Raw genomic sequence first — 20,322 nt, forward strand, 5'->3', positions numbered from 1 at the left:
AATGACGGGAAGGTTGGAAAGAGGAGGCTCTACGCCTTGCACCATGCGCCAGCTTCGCTAAGGGAAGGCCTCCAAATTATCCAACCGGACGAAACGCATGGCCAACCGCCCGATCGCACCGCACCTTCAGATATGGAAATGGGGACCGCATATGGCGGTTTCGATCCTCCACCGCATCACCGGCGATGGGCTCGCTCTTGTCGGCCTTGGCGTGCTGCTGTGGTGGCTGGGTGCGATGGCTGCGGGGCCGGCGGCCTATGCGACTTTCGAAGCGATAATGGGATCGCCGCTGGGCATGGTGGTGCTGGTTGGCCTGTCGTGGGCCTTCTTCACCCACATGATGAGCGGCCTTCGCCACTTCGTCCTCGACATCGGCGCCGGTTACGAACTCGACACGAACAAGACCTGGTCGATCCTCGCACCGGTCATCGGCATCCTTCTTACGGCGGGCTTCTGGGCCCTCGTCCTTCTCAAGTGAGCATCACCCATGGGTAACGGAACCTCCATCGGACGCGTGCGCGGGCTTGGCTCGGCGCATGAGGGCGCGCATCACTGGCTGGTGCAGCGCTTCACCGCCATCGGCAATCTGGTGCTGATGCTTTTCCTCGCGGTGAGCCTCGCGCTGCTGCCGGACTATTCCTACGCCACCGTGACCGGCTGGGCCTCGCAGACGCTGCCCGCCACCGCGCTGGCGCTGCTGATCGTTTCGGTCTTCTGGCACGCGCGGCTCGGCCTGCAGGTGTTGATTGAGGACTATGTCCATGACGCCGGAACCAAGTTCGGCACTCTCGCCCTTCTCAACCTTGCAACCATTGGCGGCGGCGCCTTCGGCCTCGTTTCGATCGCCCGCATCGCCCTCGGAGGAGCCGCCTGATGGCCCGTACCGACACTTTCAGCATCAACGGCCGCGAATATCCGATCACCGATCACACCTATGACGTGGTCGTCGTCGGCGCGGGCGGCTCGGGCCTGCGCGCCACCATGGGCGCCGCCGAAAGCGGTCTCAAGACCGCCAACATCACCAAGGTCTTCCCAACCCGTTCGCACACCGTCGCGGCGCAGGGCGGCATCGCCGCCAGCCTCGGCAATAATACGCCCGACCACTGGACGTGGCATATGTACGATACGGTCAAGGGTTCCGACTGGCTCGGCGACCAGGACGCGATCGAATATATGGTCCGCGAAGCCCCGCAGGCGGTGTACGAGCTGGAGCACGCCGGCGTGCCCTTCAGCCGCAACGACGACGGCACGATCTACCAGCGCCCCTTCGGCGGCCACATGCAGAATATGGGCGAAGGCCCGCCGGTGCAGCGCACCTGCGCCGCCGCCGACCGCACCGGCCACGCCATGCTCCACGCGCTCTACCAGCAGAGCCTGAAGTATGACGCGGACTTCTTCATCGAGTATTTCGCGCTCGACCTGATCATGAAGGACGGTCAATGCGTCGGCGTGATCGCCATGTGCCTCGACGATGGCACCATCCACCGCTTCCGGTCGAAGGCGGTCGTTCTGGCGACCGGCGGCTATGGTCGCTGCTACTTCACCGCGACATCGGCACACACCTGCACGGGCGACGGCGGCGGCATGGTGCTGCGTGCAGGCCTTCCGATGCAGGATATGGAATTCGTCCAGTTCCACCCGACCGGCATTTACGGCGCAGGCGTGCTCATCACCGAGGGTGCGCGCGGCGAGGGCGGTTACCTCACCAATTCCGAAGGCGAGCGTTTCATGGAGCGCTACGCGCCCAGCGCGAAGGATCTCGCCTCGCGCGACGTCGTGTCGCGTTCGATGGCGCTCGAAATGCGCGAAGGCCGCGGTGTGGGGCCGGAGAAGGACCACATCTACCTCCACCTCGACCACATCGACCCGAACGTACTCGCCCAGCGCCTTCCGGGCATCACCGAAAGCGGCAAGATCTTCGCCGGCGTCGACCTGACCCGCGAACCGCTGCCCGTCACCCCGACCGTCCACTACAACATGGGCGGCATTCCCTGTAACTATCACGGCGAAGTGATGGCGGGCGACACAAACGATCCCGAAAAGATCGTCCCCGGCCTGTTCGCGGTGGGCGAGGCGGCCTGCGTTTCGGTGCACGGTGCGAACCGTCTTGGCTCGAACTCGCTGATCGACCTCGTGGTGTTCGGCCGCGCGACCGGCCATCGCCTGAAAGAATTGATCAAGCCGGGTACGTCGCATGACGAGCTTCCGGCCGACAGCGCCGAATTGTCGCTCACCCGTCTCGACCACTTCCGCCATGCCGACGGCGGCACGCCCACTGCGGCGCTGCGCGCGGACATGCAGAAGACAATGACCCGCCACGCAGCCGTGTTCCGCGACAGCAAGCTGATGGCCGAGGGCGTCGAGAACCTGAAGCAGATCAACAAGCGTATGGAGGACATCAAGGTCCACGACCGCTCGCTGATCTGGAACAGCGACCTCATCGAGACGCTCGAGCTCGACAACCTCATGGCGCAGGCCAATGTCACCATGGCATCGGCCGAGAACCGCAAGGAAAGCCGCGGCGCCCACGCGCACGAGGATTTCCCCGACCGCAACGATGGCGAATGGATGAAGCACACCATCGCCTGGTTCGAAGGCTGGGGCGGAAACGGCGGCGGCGTGAAGATCGACTACCGCCCGGTCCACGAATACACGCTGACCGACGATGTGAAGTACATCGAGCCGAAGAAGCGGGTTTATTGATCGGGACAGGGCGCCCGCCGATTTGCGGCGGGCGGTCGTCCCGTTCCGGACAGATGCTGCGCTAGAGGCTTTTCTCTACATCCATGCGGTTGTGTAGGATGCGGACGACGTCGACCATTCGGCCTTCGACCATGTAGAAAATCAGATGCTCACCGCTCGGAGCCTTTCGAAAGGTATCCGACTGCCCCGCATATTCGGGGTAGCTTTCCGGATAGTCGCAAATGCGCGCAATGCGGGTTTCAATGCCCCGAACATAGTCGTCGGCTTGATCGACTCCCCAACTATCCGCCGTGGCAAGCCAGATGGTGGCCAGATCGACCTTCGCGGCATCGCGTAAGCGGAACGGCATCAGTCGGCCTTGTAGTTGGCACGCATCTCGCGGAGGAAATCGTCGAAATCGAATGGCCGGGCAGGCCCGCTGTCGAGCCCTTCCTTCAGCGCTCGGTCGAGCGCCTCGCGCTTGGTATCCTGCGCGATGTACTGCCGCATCGCTTCGCGAACCACTTCGCTGGTCGTTGCGAATTCGCCGCTTTCGACCTTTCTGCGAGCGAAATCGGTATAGGGCTTTCCGAGCGCAATAGAGGTATTCTTGGCGGCCATTCGCCGACGATACCAAAATTTGGTATTTGCGGCAAACGCATTGACTTGCGGGGATCGAGACCGTCAACTCGCGCGATGCGTTTCATTCTCCCCATGCTGGCAATCACAGCCTCCTTCGCTTCCCCCGCTGCCGCCCAGCTCACCACGCCCGAGCAGGCCATTGTCGAGACCGTCGAGAGCGGATTCGAGCGCGATGTGGCGCTGCTGGAACAGATTACTCTCATCAACTCTGGCACGCATAACCATGCGGGCGTGAAGGCGGTGGCCGATGTGTTGGTGCCCGAGTTCGAGGCTCTGGGCATGACCACCGAGTGGATCGACCAGTCGACCAACGGGCGCGCGGGGCATCTCTTTGCGACGCATGAGGGCGTTCCCGGTACCACCAGGATGCTGTTGATCGGCCATCTCGACACGGTGTTCGAACCCGATTCGCCCTTCACGGGCTTCGTCCGCGAGGGCGATACGGCGACAGGGCCGGGCGTGGTCGACGACAAGGGCGGGGTGGTGGTGATCCTCTCGGCTCTGCGCGCGATGAAGGTGGCGGGCACGCTCGAAGGCGCCAATATCGTGGTCGCGTTGACGGGTGACGAAGAGGATGCGGGCGAGCCTCTGGAGGCCGCGCGCGCGGATCTGATCGAGGCGGGCAAATGGGCCGATGTCGCGCTGGGGTTCGAGGGGCTGTCGGTCCTCGATGGCAAGGATGCGGGCGTGATCGCGCGGCGCTCTTCGGGGAGCTGGACGCTGACCACCAGCGCGAGGAGCGGGCACAGCTCGGGCATTTTCTCGCCGCATGCGGGCTACGGCGCGATTTACGAAATGGTCCGCATTCTCGACACCTTCCGCCGCGAGCTGCCGGAAGAGAATCTCACCTACAATGTCGGTTTCATGGCGGGCGGCACGCCTGCCGAAATTGGCGAAGATGGTCTTTCGGCGACCACCAGCGGAAAGACCAACATCATCCCGTCCAGCGCCATCGCCCGCGGGGACCTGCGCGCGCTGACGCCCGAACAGAACGAGCGCACGGCCGAGAAAATGCGCGCCATCGTCGCCGATCACCTGCCGGGCACCGAAGCCGAGATCGAGATCGAGTTCCGCTATCCGCCGATGGCCCCGACCGAGGGCAATCGCGCGCTCTTGGATCGGCTCAATGCCGTCAATGCCGATCTCGGGCACGAGGCAATGGCGCCTTATCCGCCTTCGCGCCGCGGGGCTGCCGACATCAGCTTCGTCGCGCCCTACACGCGCGGGCTCGCAGGGATGGGGCCTGCGGGCAGCGGTAGCCATGCCGAAGGGGAAACGGTCGATTTGCGCTCCATCCCGCGCCAGGCGCAGCGCACCGCCATCCTGTTGAGCCGCCTGGCGAAAGAGGCAGCGGCCGAATAGCTCCCGCCATGCGGTTTCTGTCGATCATCGCCTGCGCGGCATTGCTTGCGTCCTGCGCGACCACCGCCGGAACGCCGCCCGAAAGGCTGGGCACGCCGCCATTCTATCAGAAGCATGTCGATGCAATGGGCATTCCGATCCTCGCGTCCTCGCGCGTGCCCGACGAGGCGCTGTTCGCCGCGCGCGATATGATGCGCGGCATGCTTGCGCACCGGCCCGATCTGGCCGAATGGCTGGCCGCCAACGACTACCGTGTCGCCCTGATCGCGCGTGACGAGGCGCTGCTCGACCTTCCCGAGAACGCGCACTGGACCAAGCCCGCGCGAGACGACCCGCGCCTCACGCGCTGCGAGATCAAGCATTACGAGGCGCGCATCGGGTCGAAGAGCACCCGCGAATATTGGGACGAGCGGGCGCGCGGTATCGGGGGCGAGCGGATGGTCGGATCGGAAGAGGATGTGCTCGGCCTGCCGATCAGCCGCTATTTCGGCGAGACGATCTTCGTTCACGAATTCGCGCATAACGTGCTGTTCGCGATCGAGGGAGTAGACCCTGCGCTCTATCGCAAAGTCGAGGCGGCCTACGCCAATGCGCTGGCGAACGGCCTGTGGTTCGAGGAATATACGACCACCACGATACAGGAATACTGGGCCGAAGGGACGCAGTTCTGGTTCAATTCCAACCGTCTGCAGGCCTTCGACGGGCGGCAGATCCTGGGCCACACCGATCTGGCGTCCTACGATCCCCAGCTTTTCGCGGTGCTGGCCGAGGCTTACGGCGAGCGGCATGTGCTGAAGAGCGATCCCTTCCACATGCACCCCGCACGCACGCCGCCCGGACCGCCGCCGGAGAACACGGCCGAAATCTGCTGAGCGCGGTCAGGCCGGTTGCAGCGTCAGCCGGTCGAGCAGCCGGGTCCGGTCTGCGGCAATATCCGCCAGGGTGAAGCCGTCGAGATGGGTGAGGAACGCCTCGAGCGCGCCAGCCAGTGCCGGTTTCAATCCGCAGGCGCCGTCGATCATGCACTCCGCCTTGCCGCCCATGCAGGCGACGAAGCCGTCGAAATGCTCAAGCGAGCGCACGACGGCACCGACATTGATCTCCGCAGCCGGGCGGGCAAGCCTCAGTCCGCCACCACGGCCACGCTGCGTATCCACGAAGCCCGCTGCCGCCAGATCCTGCGCCACTTTGGCGAGATGGTTGCGGGAAATCGCATAGCGTTCGGCAATCCAGTCGATCGAGATGATCCGGTCGGTCGCCGCCAGGGCCATGAGCACGCGCAGGGCGTAATCGGTGCGAAGGTTCAACTGCATAAAAGCGGCATATTATATATTGCTTTTACCCGCAAGCGCTATAAAAGGTATATAACATACCTATTAACGAGTCGGAGCCCTCAATGTCGCAAGTCCAGGAACGAACCCGCGAGGAAGTGCGGGCCGCGCGAGCCGCAAAGCGCGCCGAGGCCGAAGCGCTCGGCGTGGATGAGGCATTCGTCTCGCGCATGGTCGAGCACTTCTATGCCGCGATCCGCGAGGACGATCTGCTCGGGCCGATCTTCGCCGAACGGATCGACGACTGGCCCGAACACCTCGTACGGATGAAAGCCTTCTGGCGCTCGATCCTGTTCAACAGCGGCGAATTCTCGGGCAACCCCATGCGCAAGCACATGGCCATTCCGGGCCTGGAAGAGCGCCACTTCGCGCACTGGCTGGAGCTGTTCTACGCCACCCTGCGCGCGCTGGAGGAGGACCCGGGCGGGACTTCGCTCGTCGCAATGCGTGCCCGCTCGATTGCCGATAGCCTGCTGACCGGGATCGCCGTCCGCCGCGACGGCGTGGTCGGCTCGCGCGCTGGAAAGGACCTTCCTCATGTATGACGATCACACATTTCTCGACTCCGAACGTTCCGATGCCGTCGTGGAACTCGAAGCGCTGGAATCTTCGCTCGCGCCGATCGCCGCCCCGCCTGTGGCACCCGCAAACCACGGCTTTCAGCTTCCGCGTCGGCTCTGGCTGGCGATGTTTGCGTGCTATGCGATCTTCTTCGGCCTCATTGCCCTTGCCACCGGGGGCAGCGGTGCCGCGCGGTTCGCAATCGTGGTGTCGGCGCTTTACACGCTCATTTACTTCGGCGTCGCGCGCATCGGTGCCCGGCAGGCGGGGCCGGAAGTGCCGTCTCCGCTCGAATGCGGGCGGGCGCTGATGACATGGACCGGCCCGATGGAGCCGCGCGCGGTTTATGCGCAGATCCTGATCGTACCGGCGGTGATCGCCTTGTTCGCAGTCGGTATCGCGATACTCGGTGCTTTCTCGGCATGAGCCAGGCGCGGCTGAAAACCTATCGCCAGATCGGCCCCTTCGACGAATCCAACCTGCCCGCCGGATTGCTCGCGGAACATCGCCTGAAGCCGGGGACATGGGGGCGGCTGGAAATGATCGCCGGGGCGGTCATGCTGGTATGGGACGATGAGGCAGGCGGGCGCGAACGGCTTTCCGCCGGCGCTATCGCTCGAATACCGCCGCAACGCCCGCATCATCTCGAGCCGGAAGGACCGTTCACGCTCGCTATCGCATTCCAGCGACCCGCCTAATCCCGGCTCAGTCCGGAGCCGCATCCACGCGCCGCATATCGACGATCTCGACCGGGTCCGCGAGCAACTGGCCTTTCATCCAGCCTTCGCCCTTGTCGGGATCGATCGGCGCGGCGTGGATCGCATGGACGACATCCATGCCATCGACCACATAGCCGAACACCGCGAAACCCAATTGCAAGTTGGGATCGGGGGAAGCCGGATTGGCATCGAGCCCGGTCTGGTCCTTGATCATGATCGAGAAATCGCCCGTCGCCGTGCCGGGATCGTACCGCGCCATCGACAGGGCCCCGTCGGTATGGCTGAGGCCGGTCCGGCTGGTCGGTTCATGCGCGATCGGATCGAGCACGCGGTCGGGGTGCATCTGTGTGCCGCCCTGCAACAGGCCGTTCGGCGGCTCGCCCCAGTCGAGATGCATGGCGCGGTAGAACTTCGTCCCGTCGAAGCGGTCCTCGTCGACATAGCGCAGGAAATTACCCGCCGTGATCGGAGCGCGTTCGGTCTCGATCGAAACGGTGATGTCGCCCATAGTGGTTTCAATCACGACCAGTTGCGTATCGTAGGTCGGCTGCGCGGCAGGGAGCTCCTCCTGCGCCAGCAGGGGCGAAGCGAGCATGGCGAGCGGGGCCAGTGTGGCAATGATCCGTGTCATTCATCCAGACTGATATGTCGTTGGTCGAGAAGCAAGCGTCTTTCCCGCCCATTCATCCACGCTTCAGATTTACAGGCGTAGTCGTTTCGGCTACAGACGTAATCGAAGAATTACGCGTGTCAGATCAGGAGTAGGGAATGGCCAAGCGCAAGAACGCCCTGGGCGAGCGGATCAGCGAAGCCGAGCACGCCGTCATGGAAGTGCTGTGGGACAAGAACCCCATTTCCGCTGCCGAGGTCTGCGACCAAGTCTGCGCGCAGCGTGACTGGTCGATCCCGACAGTGAAAACGCTGCTCAGCCGCCTGGTCCAGAAGGAAGTGGTCGGCACCGAGCCCGACGGTCGCAAATTTCTCTACCGCCCGCTGATCGCGCGGTCCGACTATGTCGGGGGTGAAAGCCGCCGCCTGGTCGATCGCCTGTTCGGCGGCCGCGCCGCGCCGCTATTCGCGCAGCTTGCCGAAAGCGAGGCGCTGACCGAGGACGATCTCGCCGAAATCGAAGCGCTCTTGAGGGAGATGCGCAAATGACCGAGCTTATTCGCGAATATTGGGACTGGTTCCTGTTCGATACGCTGGCGTGGACCGGCGCCCTGCTCGGCCTCGCGCTGTTGCTGCGCCGTCCGGTTGCGAAACATCTCGGTGCCGGGGCGGCCTATGCGCTGTGGTTCCTGCCGATGGCCCGCCTGCTCTTTCCGCCGGTCACGCTGCCCGCCTGGATGAAACCGGCATTTCTGGAGAGCGCGCCTGCCGCCGAGCCCGTCGTGACCGACCTCGCGCTCAGCCCGGTCGCCGAAAGCGGCTTTTCCTATGCCGAATTCGTCGCGCCGACGACGCCTGCGACGATCGCATCGCCAGTCGATTTCGTCGTGCCGCTGGTGATCCTGTGGCTTGTCGGCGCCGCGATCTTTATGGGGCGGCGCTTCTGGCTCTATGGCGAACTGCGCCGCGAATTGCTTGAGGATGCGCGCCCCGTGGGCGAGGTCGGCAATATCCGCCTGGTCGAGACGACTGCGATATCGGGTCCGATGGCCTTTGGCGTCATCGACAAGGTCGTGGCCTTGCCCGATGGCTTCATGGCCAGCCGCGAACGCCAGGTGCGCGATCTCGCCATCGCGCATGAGCTCGAACACCACTACGGCCACGACATTCTCGTCAACGTGTTGATCCAGCCGCTCTTCGCGGTGCACTGGTTCAATCCGCTGGGCTGGATGGGCTGGACCGCGATGCGCCGCGACCAGGAAGCGTTTTGCGATGCCCGGGTAGTCGCCAGCCGCAGCCGCGACGAGCGCGCCGCCTATGCCGCGATCATCGCCGATTTCGCCCGCCGCCCGCAGATCGCACCGCGACCCGCGCTGGCGGCGCCGATGGCCTGCCCGGTGCTGGGCGACAAGTCGATCATCCACCGTCTGCGCAGCTTGCCGATGACCGACCATTCCCGCCGCCGCCGGGTTGCCGCGCGCGGTGCAGTGGCCGCCGCCGTCCTCGCGCTGCCGATGACCGCCAGCATCTGTTATGTCGGTGCGAGCCCCGCGCTGGCGACCGCCGTTCCCGAGCTGACCGAAGTGGTTTCGCCGGTCGGTGACCCCGTGATTGCGAAACGTGCCGAACTGGCCTCTTTCGATGCCGATGGTTTCGCGAAGGATGTGCTGGCGAAGGTCGAAAAGCAGCTTGAGAAGGCCGAACGCGAGCTGGCGCTTGCCGAACGCGATATTCGGCGCGCCGAACGCCAGGTGGAGCGCAGCGGCAAGGCGCGCATCGTCTGGAACGGGCGCGACTGGGATGCGATGACCGAGGAGGAACGGCGGGAATTCAAGCGCGAGATGAAAGAGCTTCGCGAGCAACTTGCCGATGGCGGCGAATACCGGCGCGAGATGGAAAGGGTGCGCCGCGAACTCGTCGAGAACAACGAATGGCAGGTCGAAATGCGCAGTGCGATGGCCGAAGCGCGGGCCGAGGCTCTGGCCGAAGCGGCAGAAGCGCGTGCGGAAGCCCTGGCCGAAGCGGCGGAAGCCGTGGCAGAAGCAAAGTCTTCCATGCGGGCGGTCGAGGCCGACACGATGCGCGTGGTCTGCGGCGACAAGGATGTGCGTCAGGAGTTCAAATCGCGCAGCGGCGATGTGACCGTGATCTGTGACAGCAAGCTCCACCCCTCCGCCGTTGCGGGCCTGCGCGAGGCACGCGCGGATGTCGCCCGCGACGCGGCATTGCCCAGAAAGGTCAAGGCTGAAATCCTGCGTTCGATGGACAGCGAAATCGCCCGGCTCGAGCGCTGAGCCCCTGCAGCGCGCACAGGAAGGGCGCGGCCGACGGGACCGCGCCCTTTCTTGTTTTCGTGGTCAGCCTCAGCCGATTGCGGTGATCCGGTCGCAGGCCCGGTCGTCGCCTTGCAGCCCGAGCCTCAGCGCGTCGCTGCGCTGCTTGCTTGTCCCGTGGGTGAAGTTCTCGCTCGAAACGCGGCCACCGGTCAGTCGGTCGTCGCCGATCGCGGCGGCAGCTTCCATCCCTTCCTCGATATCGCCCGGCTCGATGAGATTGCGGTTCTTGCCCGCCCAGACCCCGGCATAGCAATCGGCCTGCAATTCCATCAGCACCTGCAACTGGTTGCGGCGGGCAGGGTTCTGCTGCTGCGCGCTGCGGATTTGTTCCGAAATCCCGGTGATGGTCTGGATGTGGTGGCCGTATTCATGCGCGAGGACATAATAGCGCGCGAAATCGCCCCCTGCGCCAAGCTGCCGTTCCAGCGTGTCGTAGAAACTGGTGTCGATATAGATCGTCTGGTCGGCCGGGCAGTAGAACGGCCCCATCGGGGAATTGCCCGTGCCGCACCCGGTACGCACCCCGCCGCCGCCGTACAGATCGAGCGTGGGCTGCTGGAACCGGTCGCCCAGGCCCTGCTGCTGGAAGGTCATCGCCCAGGTCTGGTTGAGCGACTGCAACCCGTTGCAGGCCTCGCGCGCATATTCGCTGCTGGTGCAGATTTCCTGTTCGTCGGTATTGGCCGGGCCGGATGCCACCTGGCCCTGCTGCACACCTTCTACCATGCCGGCGGTCTGCATTGGGTCCAGCCCGAAGACGAAATAGCCGATCGCGGCGATAACGATTGTGCCGCAGCCCAGGCCTCCCGCCTTGCCGCCGGGCATACCGCCGCCGCTCGATCGCACATTGATGTTTCCGGTATTGAACGGATTGAGTCGCACACGCATCCCCCATGGTTCTGGCCGCTTTACAGCGCACGTCATGTGCGCGATGGCCGCTATCGAATACAGACCTAACGCTTGGAGCCCCGAATGTTTCTCGAAGGAAAACGCGCACTCGTCACCGGATCGACCAGCGGCATCGGCCTCGCCATCGCGCGGGCACTGGCGGGCGAGGGGGCCGAGGTCGTCCTCAACGGCTTTGGCGACGAGGGCGAAATCGCGAAATTGTGCGAAGAGCTGGGCGCAAGCCACAGTGGCGCGGATCTGACCGATGCGGCACAGATCGAGACGATGATGGAAGAGGCCGGAGCCATCGACATCCTCGTGAACAATGCCGGGGTCCAGCATGTCAGCCCGGTGGAGGATTTCCCCGTCGACAAGTGGAACCTCATCATCGCGCTGAACCTCACCGCCGCCTTCCACACCACCCGCCTCGCGGTGTCGGCGATGAAGAAGAAGGGCTGGGGCCGGATCATCAACACCGCCAGCGCGCATTCCAAGGTCGCGAGCCCGTTCAAGAGCGCCTACAACGCATCCAAACACGGCATTGCGGGCTTTACCAAGACGATCGCGCTTGAACTCGCCGAGCACGGCGTGACCGCAAACTGCATCAGCCCCGGCTATGTCTGGACCCCGCTGATCGAGGGCCAGATCCCCGACACGATGAAGGCCCGCGGCCTGACCCGCGAAGAGGTCATCAACGACGTCCTGCTGGTGAAGCAGGCGACCAAGAAATTCGTCCAGCCCGAAGAAGTCGGCGCGCTCGCCGCCTTCCTGTGCCGCGACGAAGCGCAGAATGTGAACGGCGCGAACTGGAGCGTCGACGGCGGGTGGACGGCGGAATAGCTGTTGGTGACGCTAGTCCAGCCTGCCTTTCTCGCCGTTGCCACGCTGTGCCTGCTGATGAGCCTTGCTGCGTGTGTCGCGGTCCTGTGCGAACCGGGGCTGCGCTTTAAACCGGTCTGGGTGCCATTCTGTTTTGTCGGCATGGGCGGGGGCGCACTGGTGTGGGAGGCTCCGGACCAGATCTACTGGTTCTTCGGCATCGCATGGCCGACCGTGTCATTCTCTATGGTAGAGGGCGGCTGGCGACCCGAATTGATCCGCTTTCTCTTCCCGATTGGCGCAGCGGCTGCTGTCCTCCGCCTGTATTGGCACCGGCGACACGGCGCGCCCGCTGCCGATGATCCGCGAGCCACTAGCTAATCCCCCGAACCGTCGTTACATGGGCCGCCACATTTCTCCCCCCGGCAGGCGATTCTCTCAGTGGCACATCTCGACATTCCCCTCGGTCTTACTTTCGACGACGTTCTCCTCGTTCCGGCCGAGAGCGATATCCTGCCGGCGATGGCCAATACTGCCACCCAGCTGACGCGTGAGATCGCGCTCAACATCCCGGTGATTTCCAGCGCGATGGACACGGTGACCGAAGCCGATATGGCCATCGCCATGGCGCAGCTGGGCGGGATTGGCGTGCTCCACCGCAATTTCGAGGTTGAGGATCAGGCCGCCGCCGTGCGTGCGGTGAAGCGCTATGAAAGCGGCATGGTCGTGAACCCGATCACCATCCACCCCGACGCCATGCTGGGCGAAGCGCAGGAGATGATGGCGAAGAACCGCATCAGCGGTATCCCGGTGACCGATCGCGGCGGCAAGCTGGTCGGCATCCTGACCAACCGCGATGTCCGTTTCGCCGAGAACCCGCGTCAGCCGGTCAGCGAGCTGATGACCACCGAAAACCTTGCCACCGTGCCGCTCGGCACGAGCCAGGAAGAGGCGCGCAAGCTCCTGCACCAGCGCCGCATCGAGAAGCTGCTGGTGGTCGACGAAAGCGGGCGCTGCGTCGGCCTCATCACGGTCAAGGATATCGAGAAGGCCGTCGCCTATCCCGAGGCGACCAAGGACGAACAGGGCCGCCTTCGCGTGGCCGCTGCCAGCACCGTGGGCGACAAGGGTTTCGAACGCACCGAGGCGCTGATCGATGCGGGCGTCGACGTGGTGGTCATCGATACCGCGCACGGCCACAACAAGGATGTCGCGCGCTCGGTCGAGCGAGTGAAGAAGCTGTCCAACAGCGTGCAGGTCATCGCGGGCAATATCGCCACGGGCGAGGCGGCCAAGGTGCTGGCAGGCGCGGGTGCCGATGCGGTGAAGGTAGGCATCGGGCCGGGTTCGATCTGCACCACGCGTGTTGTCGCCGGTGTCGGCGTGCCGCAGCTCACTGCGATCATGGACTGCGTAGAGGAAGCGGAGAAGCTGGGCGTTCCGGCGATTGCCGATGGCGGCCTGCGCACCAGCGGCGATGCGGCCAAGGCGCTGGCCGCCGGGGCATCCTCGATCATGGTCGGATCGATGCTCGCGGGCACGGAAGAAGCGCCGGGCGAAACCTTCATCTATCAGGGCCGCAGCTACAAGGCCTATCGCGGCATGGGCAGCGTCGGCGCGATGGCACGCGGCAGCGCCGACCGCTATTTCCAGGCCGACGTCAGCCAGCAGAAGCTGGTTCCCGAAGGGATCGAGGGCCAGGTGCCCTATAAAGGCCCTGCAGCCGCCGTGGTTCACCAGCTTGTCGGCGGGATCAAGGCGGCGATGGGGTATACCGGTAGCGCCTCGATCGAAGATCTGCGCAAGCGCGCAAATTTCGTGCGCATCACCAATGCGGGTCTTGCCGAAAGCCATGTCCATGACGTGGCGATCACGCGCGAGGCGCCGAACTATCCGACGCGCTAGCCGCGCTTCCCCACCGTTCGTGTCGAGCGAAGTCGAGACACGGATGCGCAGCGGTTCTCGACTTCGCTCGAACCGAACGGACCACCATGACCCCCGCAGCCCGAGTCCAGACCTCGATTGAACTGCTCGATGCCATCATCCAGGCAACGCGTTCGAAAGGCGCGCCTGCCGACCGCATCCTTGCCGAATGGTTCAGGAACAACCGTTTCGCCGGATCGAAAGACCGCCGCGCCATCCGCGAACTGGTTTACAGCGCGATCCGCGCCTGCGGGCCGGTGCCGACCACAGGGCGCGCGGCAATGCTGCGTCTCGCCGAGCTGGACGAGAGCATTGCGCCGCTATTCGATGGGTCCAACTACGGCCCCGCTGCCATCGGCCAGAGCGAGCAGGCGGCACGGGGCGGTGTCGCTCCAGAGTGGCTCGAAAACCGCCTCGCCGCGTCCGACATTTCCGGCGAGGAGGCCGCGGCGCTGCTCGACCGCGCGCCGCTCGACCTGCGCGTCAACACGCTGAAGGCCGACCGTGCCACTCTCGACCTGTCGGTCGACGCCGAGCCTACCGCAGTGCCCAATGGCCTGCGGATTGCGACCGGCACATCGATCGAGCAATGGCCTGAGTATCGCGAGGGTAAGGTCGAGGTGCAGGATACCGGCTCGCAAGCGGCCTGCCTCGCGGTCGGTGCCCGCCCCGGCGAAACGGTGATCGACCTCTGCGCAGGCGGTGGCGGCAAGACGCTCGCGCTGGCCGCGGCGATGGACAATCTGGGCACGCTGGTCGCGTCGGACACCGACCGCAGCCGCCTTTCGCGCCTTGCCCCGCGCGCCGAACGGGCGGGGGCGAACAATATCGAGCCCGTGCTCCTCAACCCGCAACAGGAACTCGAAGCGCTCGAAGCGCATATCGGCAAGGCGGATGCGGTTCTGATCGATGCGCCATGTTCGGGTACGGGCACGTGGCGCCGTAATCCCGAAGCCCGCTGGCGGCTGGACGAAAAGGAACTGCGGCGCCTCACCGCCATCCAGTCGCATTTGCTCGACGTCGCGGCCAAGCTGGTGAAGCCCGGCGGACGGATCGTCTATGTCACCTGCTCGCTGCTGGACGAAGAAGGGGCGGGGCAATTCGAGGCCTTCCTTACGCGCAACCCGGGCCTTAAACCCCGGGAAATCGCTCTCCCGCTCGGGCGTGAACGCAGGGTCGGAACCCGCCTCACACCGTTTCATGACGGCACGGACGGATTTTTCATCGCCTGTGCAGGGTGAACATGGTAGCCGTGCCGATTATGGCTGATACGCCAAGCCCTGAACGGACTAATCTGCTGGAGACGATCATGCGTTTCGTACCCGCCGCCGCCGCCCTTTCGCTGGCCCTTGCCGTGACGTCGAGCGTGGGCTGGGCTGGCGACCGTGAACCGGCCCCGCGTGCGGGCGTATTGATTGCCGAAGGCCGGGCTGCGCTAGAGCAGGGCGATACGCAGGGCGCGATCGACGCCTTCGAGGCCGCCTTGGCGGTCGATCCGGGATACGCGCCGATCTTTCTCCGCCTCGCCGAAGCCGCGCGGGCGGACGAGCTTCAGGGCAAGGCGATCCGCTATTACCGCGAAGCGCTGACGCGCGACCCGCGTAATCTCGCCGCGATCGCGGGCGAGGGTGAAGCCCTGGTCGAAAAAGGCGCGGTCGAAAAGGCGAAGGGCAATCTCGCCAAGCTCCAATCGCTGTGCGGGGCGACCTGCCCGGAAACGCAAACCCTGTCGGCCCGCATCGCCGCCGGTCCGCCCGCGCGCATTCAGACCGCCGAAGCGGTGATGCCCGATGCCGCGGTGACGCAATCGAACTGAACCGTGCCCCCGCCAAGGCGGGGGTGCGCGTTCATACCAACTCGCGGAATGCCTCGACCACGGCGCGATAGACGCGTTTCTTGAACGGTACGATCAGTTCGGGAAGCTGGTCGGGCTCGGCCCATTTCCAGTCGCAGAATTCGGGCGGATCATGCGCCTCGAGGTCGATGTCCCCATCCGCGCCCGAAAAGCGCGCGAGATACCAGACCTGTTCCTGCCCGCGATACCTGCCGCCCCACAGCTTGCCGATCAGCTCCTCGGGCAGGTCGTAGCGCACCGGCTCGTCCATTGCCTTGAGGATCGTGACATGTTCGGGCCGGGCACCGGTTTCTTCGGCGAGTTCGCGCAAGGCCGCATCGCGCAGGTCTTCGCCCTCGTCGACGCCGCCCTGCGGCATCTGCCACCAATCGCCTTCCCTGTTGTCGATCCGGCGGCCGACGAAGACCTTGCCATCGCCATTCACCAGCATAACGCCCACGCAGGGACGGTAACCGAGCGTTTCGCTCACCTGTATCGCTCCACCATCAGCTTCGTTGCATCGAGGAAAGCCTCGAGATCGTTCTGACCGCTCGGTATCGCTTTTCTCAGCGTGGTAAAGCCATGAATGATGCCGGGAAACTCGAGATAGACCACTTCCGTGCCGAGTTGCACCAGATGCGCGGCATATTCCCGGCCCGAATCGCGCAACGGATCGAGCCCGGCGGTACAAACGACCGTCGGGGGGGTGTTCGAGCAGTCGCCGACCATCGGCGTATGGCGCGGGTCGCTCGAATCGCCGCCATACTGATCGGTGAACCATGCCATCGCGGCGCCGGTCAGCAGAAATCCCTCGGCGAACATCGCCAGGCTTGAATGCTGGGTGACGTCGGAAGCGACCGGATAGATCGGCGCCTGCACGATCACCGGCACTTCCGCCGGATCGTTCATGAGCTGGTTGGTGGTGACGATGGTGAGATTGCCGCCCGCGCTGTCGCCGGTGATGACGAGCCCGGTGATCTCGCGCCCCAGTTCCGCAGGCGACGAGGCGACCCAGCGCGCGGCGGCCTCGCAATCGTCGGGCGCGGCGGGAAAGGGATGTTCCGGCGCGAGGCGATAATCGACCGAAACCACCGGCAGGTCGAGATGGTGCGAAATTTCGGTGCACAGCGCGTTGTAGACTTCGAGATCGCCGATCACGAACCCGCCGCCATGGAGAAACAGCACGCAGGGGCTGGGGCCGCGTTCGGCCTTCACATCGTAGAAGCGGATCGGGATCGGGCCTGCCGGACCGGGACAGGTGAGATCCTTCTGCACGGCCATGGCGCGCGGCTCGGCTTCGGCGACCGCGCCGACCATTCGCATCTGCTGACGGCCTTCCTCTGCGCCGACTTCTTCCACTCCCTTGCCGCCCATGGCTTCGAGCATGTCGAGGAATCCGCGCACATCGTCGCGGACGTAATGTTCGGTATCGGCCATCGTGTCTCTCTCCAAATTCGTTGCTATTCGCTACTTAACCTGTTTGCAGTGCTTTTCCATGCGGCTTTTTTGGCCTAGCAGAGAAACTTCATTGCGAGAGGATGGGGCGCGGCTTAGGTGGCGTTTCCCATTGGAAACGGCGCCGAGAGAGACGGCGCAGACAAGGAATTCACGGATGGCAACAGCCGCCACCGCGCCGGAAAACGGCCTCCCCGCAACTCCCGAAAGCGTCGTCGTGCGCTTTGCCGGCGATTCCGGCGACGGGATGCAGCTCACCGGGGGGCAGTTCACCCTGTCGACCGCGCTGGCTGGCAACGATCTGGCGACCTTCCCCGATTTCCCTGCCGAAATTCGCGCGCCGCAGGGCACATTGTTCGGGGTATCGGCTTTCCAGATCAATTTCGGCAGTCGCGAGATCAACACTGCGGGCGACGCGCCAGACGTATTAGTGGCGATGAACCCGGCGGCGCTCAAGGTGAACCTTGCCGCATTGAAGCCCGGCGGCCTGATCATCGCCGACACGGGGGCCTTCACCAAGCGCAACCTCGACAAGGCAAAATACGATGCCAACCCGCTCGAGGATGACAGCCTCGCCCAGTTCGACGTGCTCGCGTTCGACATCAGCGAAAAGACGATCGAGGCGGTAAAGCCCTTCGGTCTCGGCAACAAGGATGCGCTGCGCTCGAAGAACATGTGGACGCTGGGCCTGGCGCTGTGGATGTTCGACCGTCCGCGTGAGCCGATCCACGACTGGCTCAAGGCCAAGTTCAAGTCCAAGCCCGATATCGCCGACGCCAATATCGCTGCGCTCGATGCGGGCCATGCCTATGGTGAAACCGCCGAACTGGCCGGGCCGCTCAAGCAGCTCCATGTCGATCCGGTGCCAAGCGCGCCGGGCCTTTATCGCACCGTCACCGGAGCCGAGGCGGTCAGCCTCGGCCTTGTCGCGGGCGCGCAACTGGCCGAATTGCCGATGTTCTTCGGCGGCTATCCGATTACGCCCGCCTCCGCGATCCTCCACCACCTCGCGCGATTGAAGGAATTCGGCGTCACCACCTTCCAGGCGGAAGACGAGATTGCCGCGGTCTGCGCCGCCATCGGGGCAAGCTATGCGGGCCAGTTGGGGGTCACGTCCTCATCCGGCCCTGGCATTGCGCTAAAGACCGAAGCCATCGGCCTCGGCATCATGACCGAGCTGCCGCTGGTGATCGTCAATTCGCAGCGCGGCGGCCCGTCGACCGGCCTGCCCACCAAGACCGAACAGAGCGATCTCTACCAGGCGGTTTATGGTCGCAATGGCGATGCGCCCATGCCGGTGATCGCGGCGAGCAGCCCGTCCGATGCCTTCGAAGTGGCGATTGAGGCATGCCGCATCGCGGTCGAATACATGACCCCGGTCATGCTGCTGACCGACGGCTATATCGCCAACGCGGCCGAACCTTGGAAGGTACCCGATCCTTCGACCTTCACCCCGTTCCCGGCGAAGTTCCTCGACAAGCCCAACGCCGTTGATGACGAAGGTGGCGAGACCTTCCTGCCCTACAAGCGCGACGAGAAGGGCGCGCGTCCCTGGGTGAAACCCGGCACGCCCGGCCTGATGCACCGCATCGGCGGGATCGAGAAGCACGAGCTGACCGGCAATATCGACTATTCGCCCGACAACCACCAGCGCATGACCGACCTGCGCAAGGGCAAGGTCGAGGGCATCGCGGTGCCCGATCAGGAGGTCTGCCTCGGAGAGACCTCGGGCAAGCTTGCGGTCGTGGGCTGGGGCTCGACTTTCGGCCCGATCCACCGCGCGGTCGACAATTGCCGCCGCGCCGGGCTGGACGTGAGCCACATCCACGTGCGCCACATCTGGCCGCTACCGGCCAACCTCGGTGAACTGCTCAGGGGCTTCGATCACGTGCTGGTGCCCGAAATGAACACCGGCCAGTTCAAGACCGTGCTGCGCGACCAGTTCCTCGTCGATGCCGAGCCGCTCACCAAGACCAGCGGCCAGCCCTTCCAGATCGCGGAACTGGAAGCGGCGATCGGCAAGTATTTCGATGGCATCGAAGGCAATGAGGGCGGGCAGGTCGCGGTCAATGATGACCAGCTGCCGAGCCCGCAGGGAGGCGCAGAATGAACGCTCCGGTAAAGATCGAAACCACGCTCAAGGACTGGGAAACCGACCAGGAGGTCCGCTGGTGCCCGGGTTGCGGGGACTATGCGATCCTCAAGGCGGTGCAGCGCACGCTGCCGCAGCTTGGCGCCGATCCGAAGAATACCGTCTTCATCTCCGGCATCGGCTGTTCGAGCCGCTTTCCCTATTACGTCGAAAGCTACGGCTTCCACACCATCCATGGCCGCGCGCCTGCCTTCGCGACCGGCGCGAAGCTGGCCAATCCCGATCTCGATATCTGGCTGGTGACCGGCGACGGGGATGGATTGTCGATTGGCGGCAACCACTTGATGCATGTTCTTCGACGGAATGTGAACATGCAGATCATGCTGTTCAACAACGAGATCTACGGCCTTACCAAGGGTCAGGCGTCGCCGACCAGCCGCGAGGGGACCAAGTCGCCTTCGACCCCGATCGGCAGCTACGATCATCCCGCACGCCCCGCCGCCTTTGCGCTGGGCGCGGGCGCGCGTTTCGTCGGCCGCGGTTTCGACGTGTCGAAGCATCTGCCCGACGTGCTCAAGGCCGCCCATGCCCATAAGGGCGCGGCCTTCATCGAAATCTTTCAGAACTGCATCGTCTACAACAAGGACGTGTTCCACGATTTCGCCGCGCCCAAGGGTGCGGAGGACCAGCAGCTCTGGCTGGAGAACGGCAAGCCGATGCTGTTCGCCAAGGACACGAAGGGCATCACGCTCAACCGCGAGAAGCTGTGCCTCGAAGTGGTCGATGTGGTCGATGGCGATTGGGAAAGCGCGGGCGTGATCGTCCACGACGTCACCAACCGCTCGATCGCCCATATGCTGGTCGAAATGCCTTTCGGCCCGTTCCCGATGGCGCTGGGCGTGCTCTACGACGATCCGCGCCCGACTTTCGAGGATGCGGTAATCGCCGAGCGCGCCAAGGCGAGCGAGGGCAAAGACGCCAACCTCGCCAAGCTGCTCGGCAAGGGGCAGACCTGGACGGTCAGCGGCACGGCGCAGGACCCGGTCTGATATCGGGGTTCACGCGAAGG

The 20,322-nt window shown here is 64.5% G+C and carries 24 protein-coding genes; 17 read left to right on the plus strand and 7 right to left on the minus strand.

Annotation, left to right across the window (positions count from 1 at the left end; genetic code table 11):
* The first annotated feature begins 97 nt into the window (after positions 1-97).
* The 3 genes from sdhC to sdhA are packed head-to-tail and all read left to right on the plus strand — an operon-like array spanning position 98 to position 2,703.
* A complete protein-coding gene (gene sdhC / locus MUY37_RS07330; protein WP_499194696.1) occupies positions 98-478 on the plus strand; it encodes a succinate dehydrogenase, cytochrome b556 subunit in 381 nt (126 codons plus the stop codon).
* Between the two features lie 9 nt (positions 479-487).
* Entirely contained in the window at positions 488-874 is a 387-nt protein-coding gene (gene sdhD, locus MUY37_RS07335; protein ID WP_499194697.1) for a succinate dehydrogenase, hydrophobic membrane anchor protein, read from the plus strand.
* On the plus strand, positions 874-2,703 hold the full coding sequence (sdhA, locus tag MUY37_RS07340; protein WP_499194698.1) for a succinate dehydrogenase flavoprotein subunit: 1,830 nt from the start codon (positions 874-876) through the stop codon (positions 2,701-2,703). The genes sdhD and sdhA overlap by 1 nt, the downstream gene beginning before the upstream one ends.
* A 61-nt stretch (positions 2,704-2,764) precedes the next feature.
* Here the strand turns inward: sdhA and MUY37_RS07345 are convergent, their stop codons facing one another.
* The gene (locus MUY37_RS07345; protein WP_499194699.1) at positions 2,765-3,052 is read right to left on the minus strand and encodes a type II toxin-antitoxin system RelE/ParE family toxin; all 288 of its coding nucleotides are present in this window, start codon (positions 3,050-3,052) and stop codon (positions 2,765-2,767) included.
* Complete coding sequence (locus MUY37_RS07350) at positions 3,052-3,303, minus strand: type II toxin-antitoxin system ParD family antitoxin (protein ID WP_499194700.1); 252 nt, start codon at positions 3,301-3,303, stop codon at positions 3,052-3,054. The genes MUY37_RS07345 and MUY37_RS07350 overlap by 1 nt, the downstream gene beginning before the upstream one ends.
* 75 nt (positions 3,304-3,378) lie before the next feature.
* Here MUY37_RS07350 and MUY37_RS07355 point away from each other — a divergent pair, with 75 nt between their 5' ends.
* A complete protein-coding gene (locus MUY37_RS07355; RefSeq protein WP_499194701.1) occupies positions 3,379-4,686 on the plus strand; it encodes a M20/M25/M40 family metallo-hydrolase in 1,308 nt (435 codons plus the stop codon).
* Positions 4,687-4,694: 8 nt separating this feature from the next.
* The gene (locus MUY37_RS07360; RefSeq protein ID WP_499194702.1) at positions 4,695-5,558 is read left to right on the plus strand and encodes a glycoside hydrolase; all 864 of its coding nucleotides are present in this window, start codon (positions 4,695-4,697) and stop codon (positions 5,556-5,558) included.
* Positions 5,559-5,564: 6 nt separating this feature from the next.
* Here MUY37_RS07360 and MUY37_RS07365 read toward each other — a convergent pair whose 3' ends face one another.
* On the minus strand, positions 5,565-5,999 hold the full coding sequence (locus tag MUY37_RS07365; RefSeq protein ID WP_499194703.1) for an RrF2 family transcriptional regulator: 435 nt from the start codon (positions 5,997-5,999) through the stop codon (positions 5,565-5,567).
* Positions 6,000-6,082: 83 nt separating this feature from the next.
* On the opposite strand from MUY37_RS07365, the gene MUY37_RS07370 reads away from it, so the two are divergent.
* From MUY37_RS07370 to MUY37_RS07380, 3 genes are read left to right on the plus strand one after another with little or no spacing between them, the layout of a single operon-like run.
* Complete coding sequence (locus MUY37_RS07370) at positions 6,083-6,562, plus strand: group III truncated hemoglobin (protein WP_499194704.1); 480 nt, start codon at positions 6,083-6,085, stop codon at positions 6,560-6,562.
* Entirely contained in the window at positions 6,555-7,004 is a 450-nt protein-coding gene (locus MUY37_RS07375) for a hypothetical protein (protein ID WP_499194705.1), read from the plus strand. Before MUY37_RS07370 ends, MUY37_RS07375 begins: the two co-directional genes overlap by 8 nt.
* Positions 7,001-7,276, plus strand: coding sequence for a TehB-like domain-containing protein (locus MUY37_RS07380; RefSeq protein WP_499194706.1), 276 nt, complete (start codon positions 7,001-7,003; stop codon positions 7,274-7,276). Before MUY37_RS07375 ends, MUY37_RS07380 begins: the two co-directional genes overlap by 4 nt.
* 7 nt (positions 7,277-7,283) lie before the next feature.
* On the opposite strand, the gene MUY37_RS07385 is transcribed toward MUY37_RS07380, so the two are convergent.
* On the minus strand, positions 7,284-7,928 hold the full coding sequence (locus MUY37_RS07385) for a peptidylprolyl isomerase (RefSeq protein WP_499194707.1): 645 nt from the start codon (positions 7,926-7,928) through the stop codon (positions 7,284-7,286).
* Between the two features lie 137 nt (positions 7,929-8,065).
* Between MUY37_RS07385 and MUY37_RS07390 the strand changes: the two genes are divergently transcribed.
* Both MUY37_RS07390 and MUY37_RS07395 read left to right on the plus strand, forming a co-directional pair.
* A complete protein-coding gene (locus MUY37_RS07390; protein ID WP_499194708.1) occupies positions 8,066-8,455 on the plus strand; it encodes a BlaI/MecI/CopY family transcriptional regulator in 390 nt (129 codons plus the stop codon).
* Positions 8,452-10,200: a M56 family metallopeptidase gene (locus MUY37_RS07395; protein WP_499194709.1), complete on the plus strand. Its 1,749-nt coding sequence runs from the start codon at positions 8,452-8,454 to the stop codon at positions 10,198-10,200. Before MUY37_RS07390 ends, MUY37_RS07395 begins: the two co-directional genes overlap by 4 nt.
* Before the next feature lie 69 nt (positions 10,201-10,269).
* On the opposite strand, the gene ypfJ is transcribed toward MUY37_RS07395, so the two are convergent.
* On the minus strand, positions 10,270-11,124 hold the full coding sequence (ypfJ, locus tag MUY37_RS07400; protein ID WP_499195126.1) for a KPN_02809 family neutral zinc metallopeptidase: 855 nt from the start codon (positions 11,122-11,124) through the stop codon (positions 10,270-10,272).
* 90 nt (positions 11,125-11,214) lie between these two features.
* Between ypfJ and MUY37_RS07405 the strand changes: the two genes are divergently transcribed.
* From MUY37_RS07405 to MUY37_RS07425, 5 genes are all read left to right on the plus strand, one after another.
* Complete coding sequence (locus MUY37_RS07405) at positions 11,215-11,970, plus strand: 3-hydroxybutyrate dehydrogenase (protein WP_499194710.1); 756 nt, start codon at positions 11,215-11,217, stop codon at positions 11,968-11,970.
* A 3-nt stretch (positions 11,971-11,973) separates the two neighbouring features.
* Positions 11,974-12,330: a hypothetical protein gene (locus tag MUY37_RS07410; protein ID WP_499194711.1), complete on the plus strand. Its 357-nt coding sequence runs from the start codon at positions 11,974-11,976 to the stop codon at positions 12,328-12,330.
* Positions 12,331-12,390: 60 nt separating this feature from the next.
* Positions 12,391-13,854, plus strand: coding sequence for an IMP dehydrogenase (gene guaB / locus MUY37_RS07415; protein ID WP_499194712.1), 1,464 nt, complete (start codon positions 12,391-12,393; stop codon positions 13,852-13,854).
* Between the two features lie 86 nt (positions 13,855-13,940).
* Entirely contained in the window at positions 13,941-15,113 is a 1,173-nt protein-coding gene (locus MUY37_RS07420) for an RsmB/NOP family class I SAM-dependent RNA methyltransferase (RefSeq protein ID WP_499194713.1), read from the plus strand.
* A 68-nt stretch (positions 15,114-15,181) separates the two neighbouring features.
* On the plus strand, positions 15,182-15,688 hold the full coding sequence (locus MUY37_RS07425) for a tetratricopeptide repeat protein (RefSeq protein WP_499194714.1): 507 nt from the start codon (positions 15,182-15,184) through the stop codon (positions 15,686-15,688).
* Positions 15,689-15,719: 31 nt separating this feature from the next.
* On the opposite strand, the gene MUY37_RS07430 is transcribed toward MUY37_RS07425, so the two are convergent.
* A complete protein-coding gene (locus MUY37_RS07430; protein ID WP_499194715.1) occupies positions 15,720-16,196 on the minus strand; it encodes an RNA pyrophosphohydrolase in 477 nt (158 codons plus the stop codon).
* Positions 16,193-17,143 carry an alpha/beta hydrolase gene (locus MUY37_RS07435; RefSeq protein ID WP_499194716.1) on the minus strand — a complete coding sequence of 317 codons (951 nt, stop codon included), beginning with the start codon at positions 17,141-17,143 and terminating at the stop codon, positions 16,193-16,195. Before MUY37_RS07435 ends, MUY37_RS07430 begins: the two co-directional genes overlap by 4 nt.
* Positions 17,144-17,318: 175 nt before the next feature.
* On the opposite strand from MUY37_RS07435, the gene MUY37_RS07440 reads away from it, so the two are divergent.
* Together MUY37_RS07440 and MUY37_RS07445 are read left to right on the plus strand one after the other, a co-directional pair.
* The gene (locus tag MUY37_RS07440; RefSeq protein WP_499194717.1) at positions 17,319-19,271 is read left to right on the plus strand and encodes a 2-oxoacid:acceptor oxidoreductase subunit alpha; all 1,953 of its coding nucleotides are present in this window, start codon (positions 17,319-17,321) and stop codon (positions 19,269-19,271) included.
* A complete protein-coding gene (locus MUY37_RS07445; RefSeq protein ID WP_499194718.1) occupies positions 19,268-20,302 on the plus strand; it encodes a 2-oxoacid:ferredoxin oxidoreductase subunit beta in 1,035 nt (344 codons plus the stop codon). Before MUY37_RS07440 ends, MUY37_RS07445 begins: the two co-directional genes overlap by 4 nt.
* The last annotated feature ends 20 nt before the right edge of the window (positions 20,303-20,322 follow it).

Origin of the sequence: Qipengyuania sp. ABI-127-1 (assembly GCA_022953095.1) — a bacterium.
In the GTDB taxonomy this organism is placed as follows: domain Bacteria; phylum Pseudomonadota; class Alphaproteobacteria; order Sphingomonadales; family Sphingomonadaceae; genus Qipengyuania.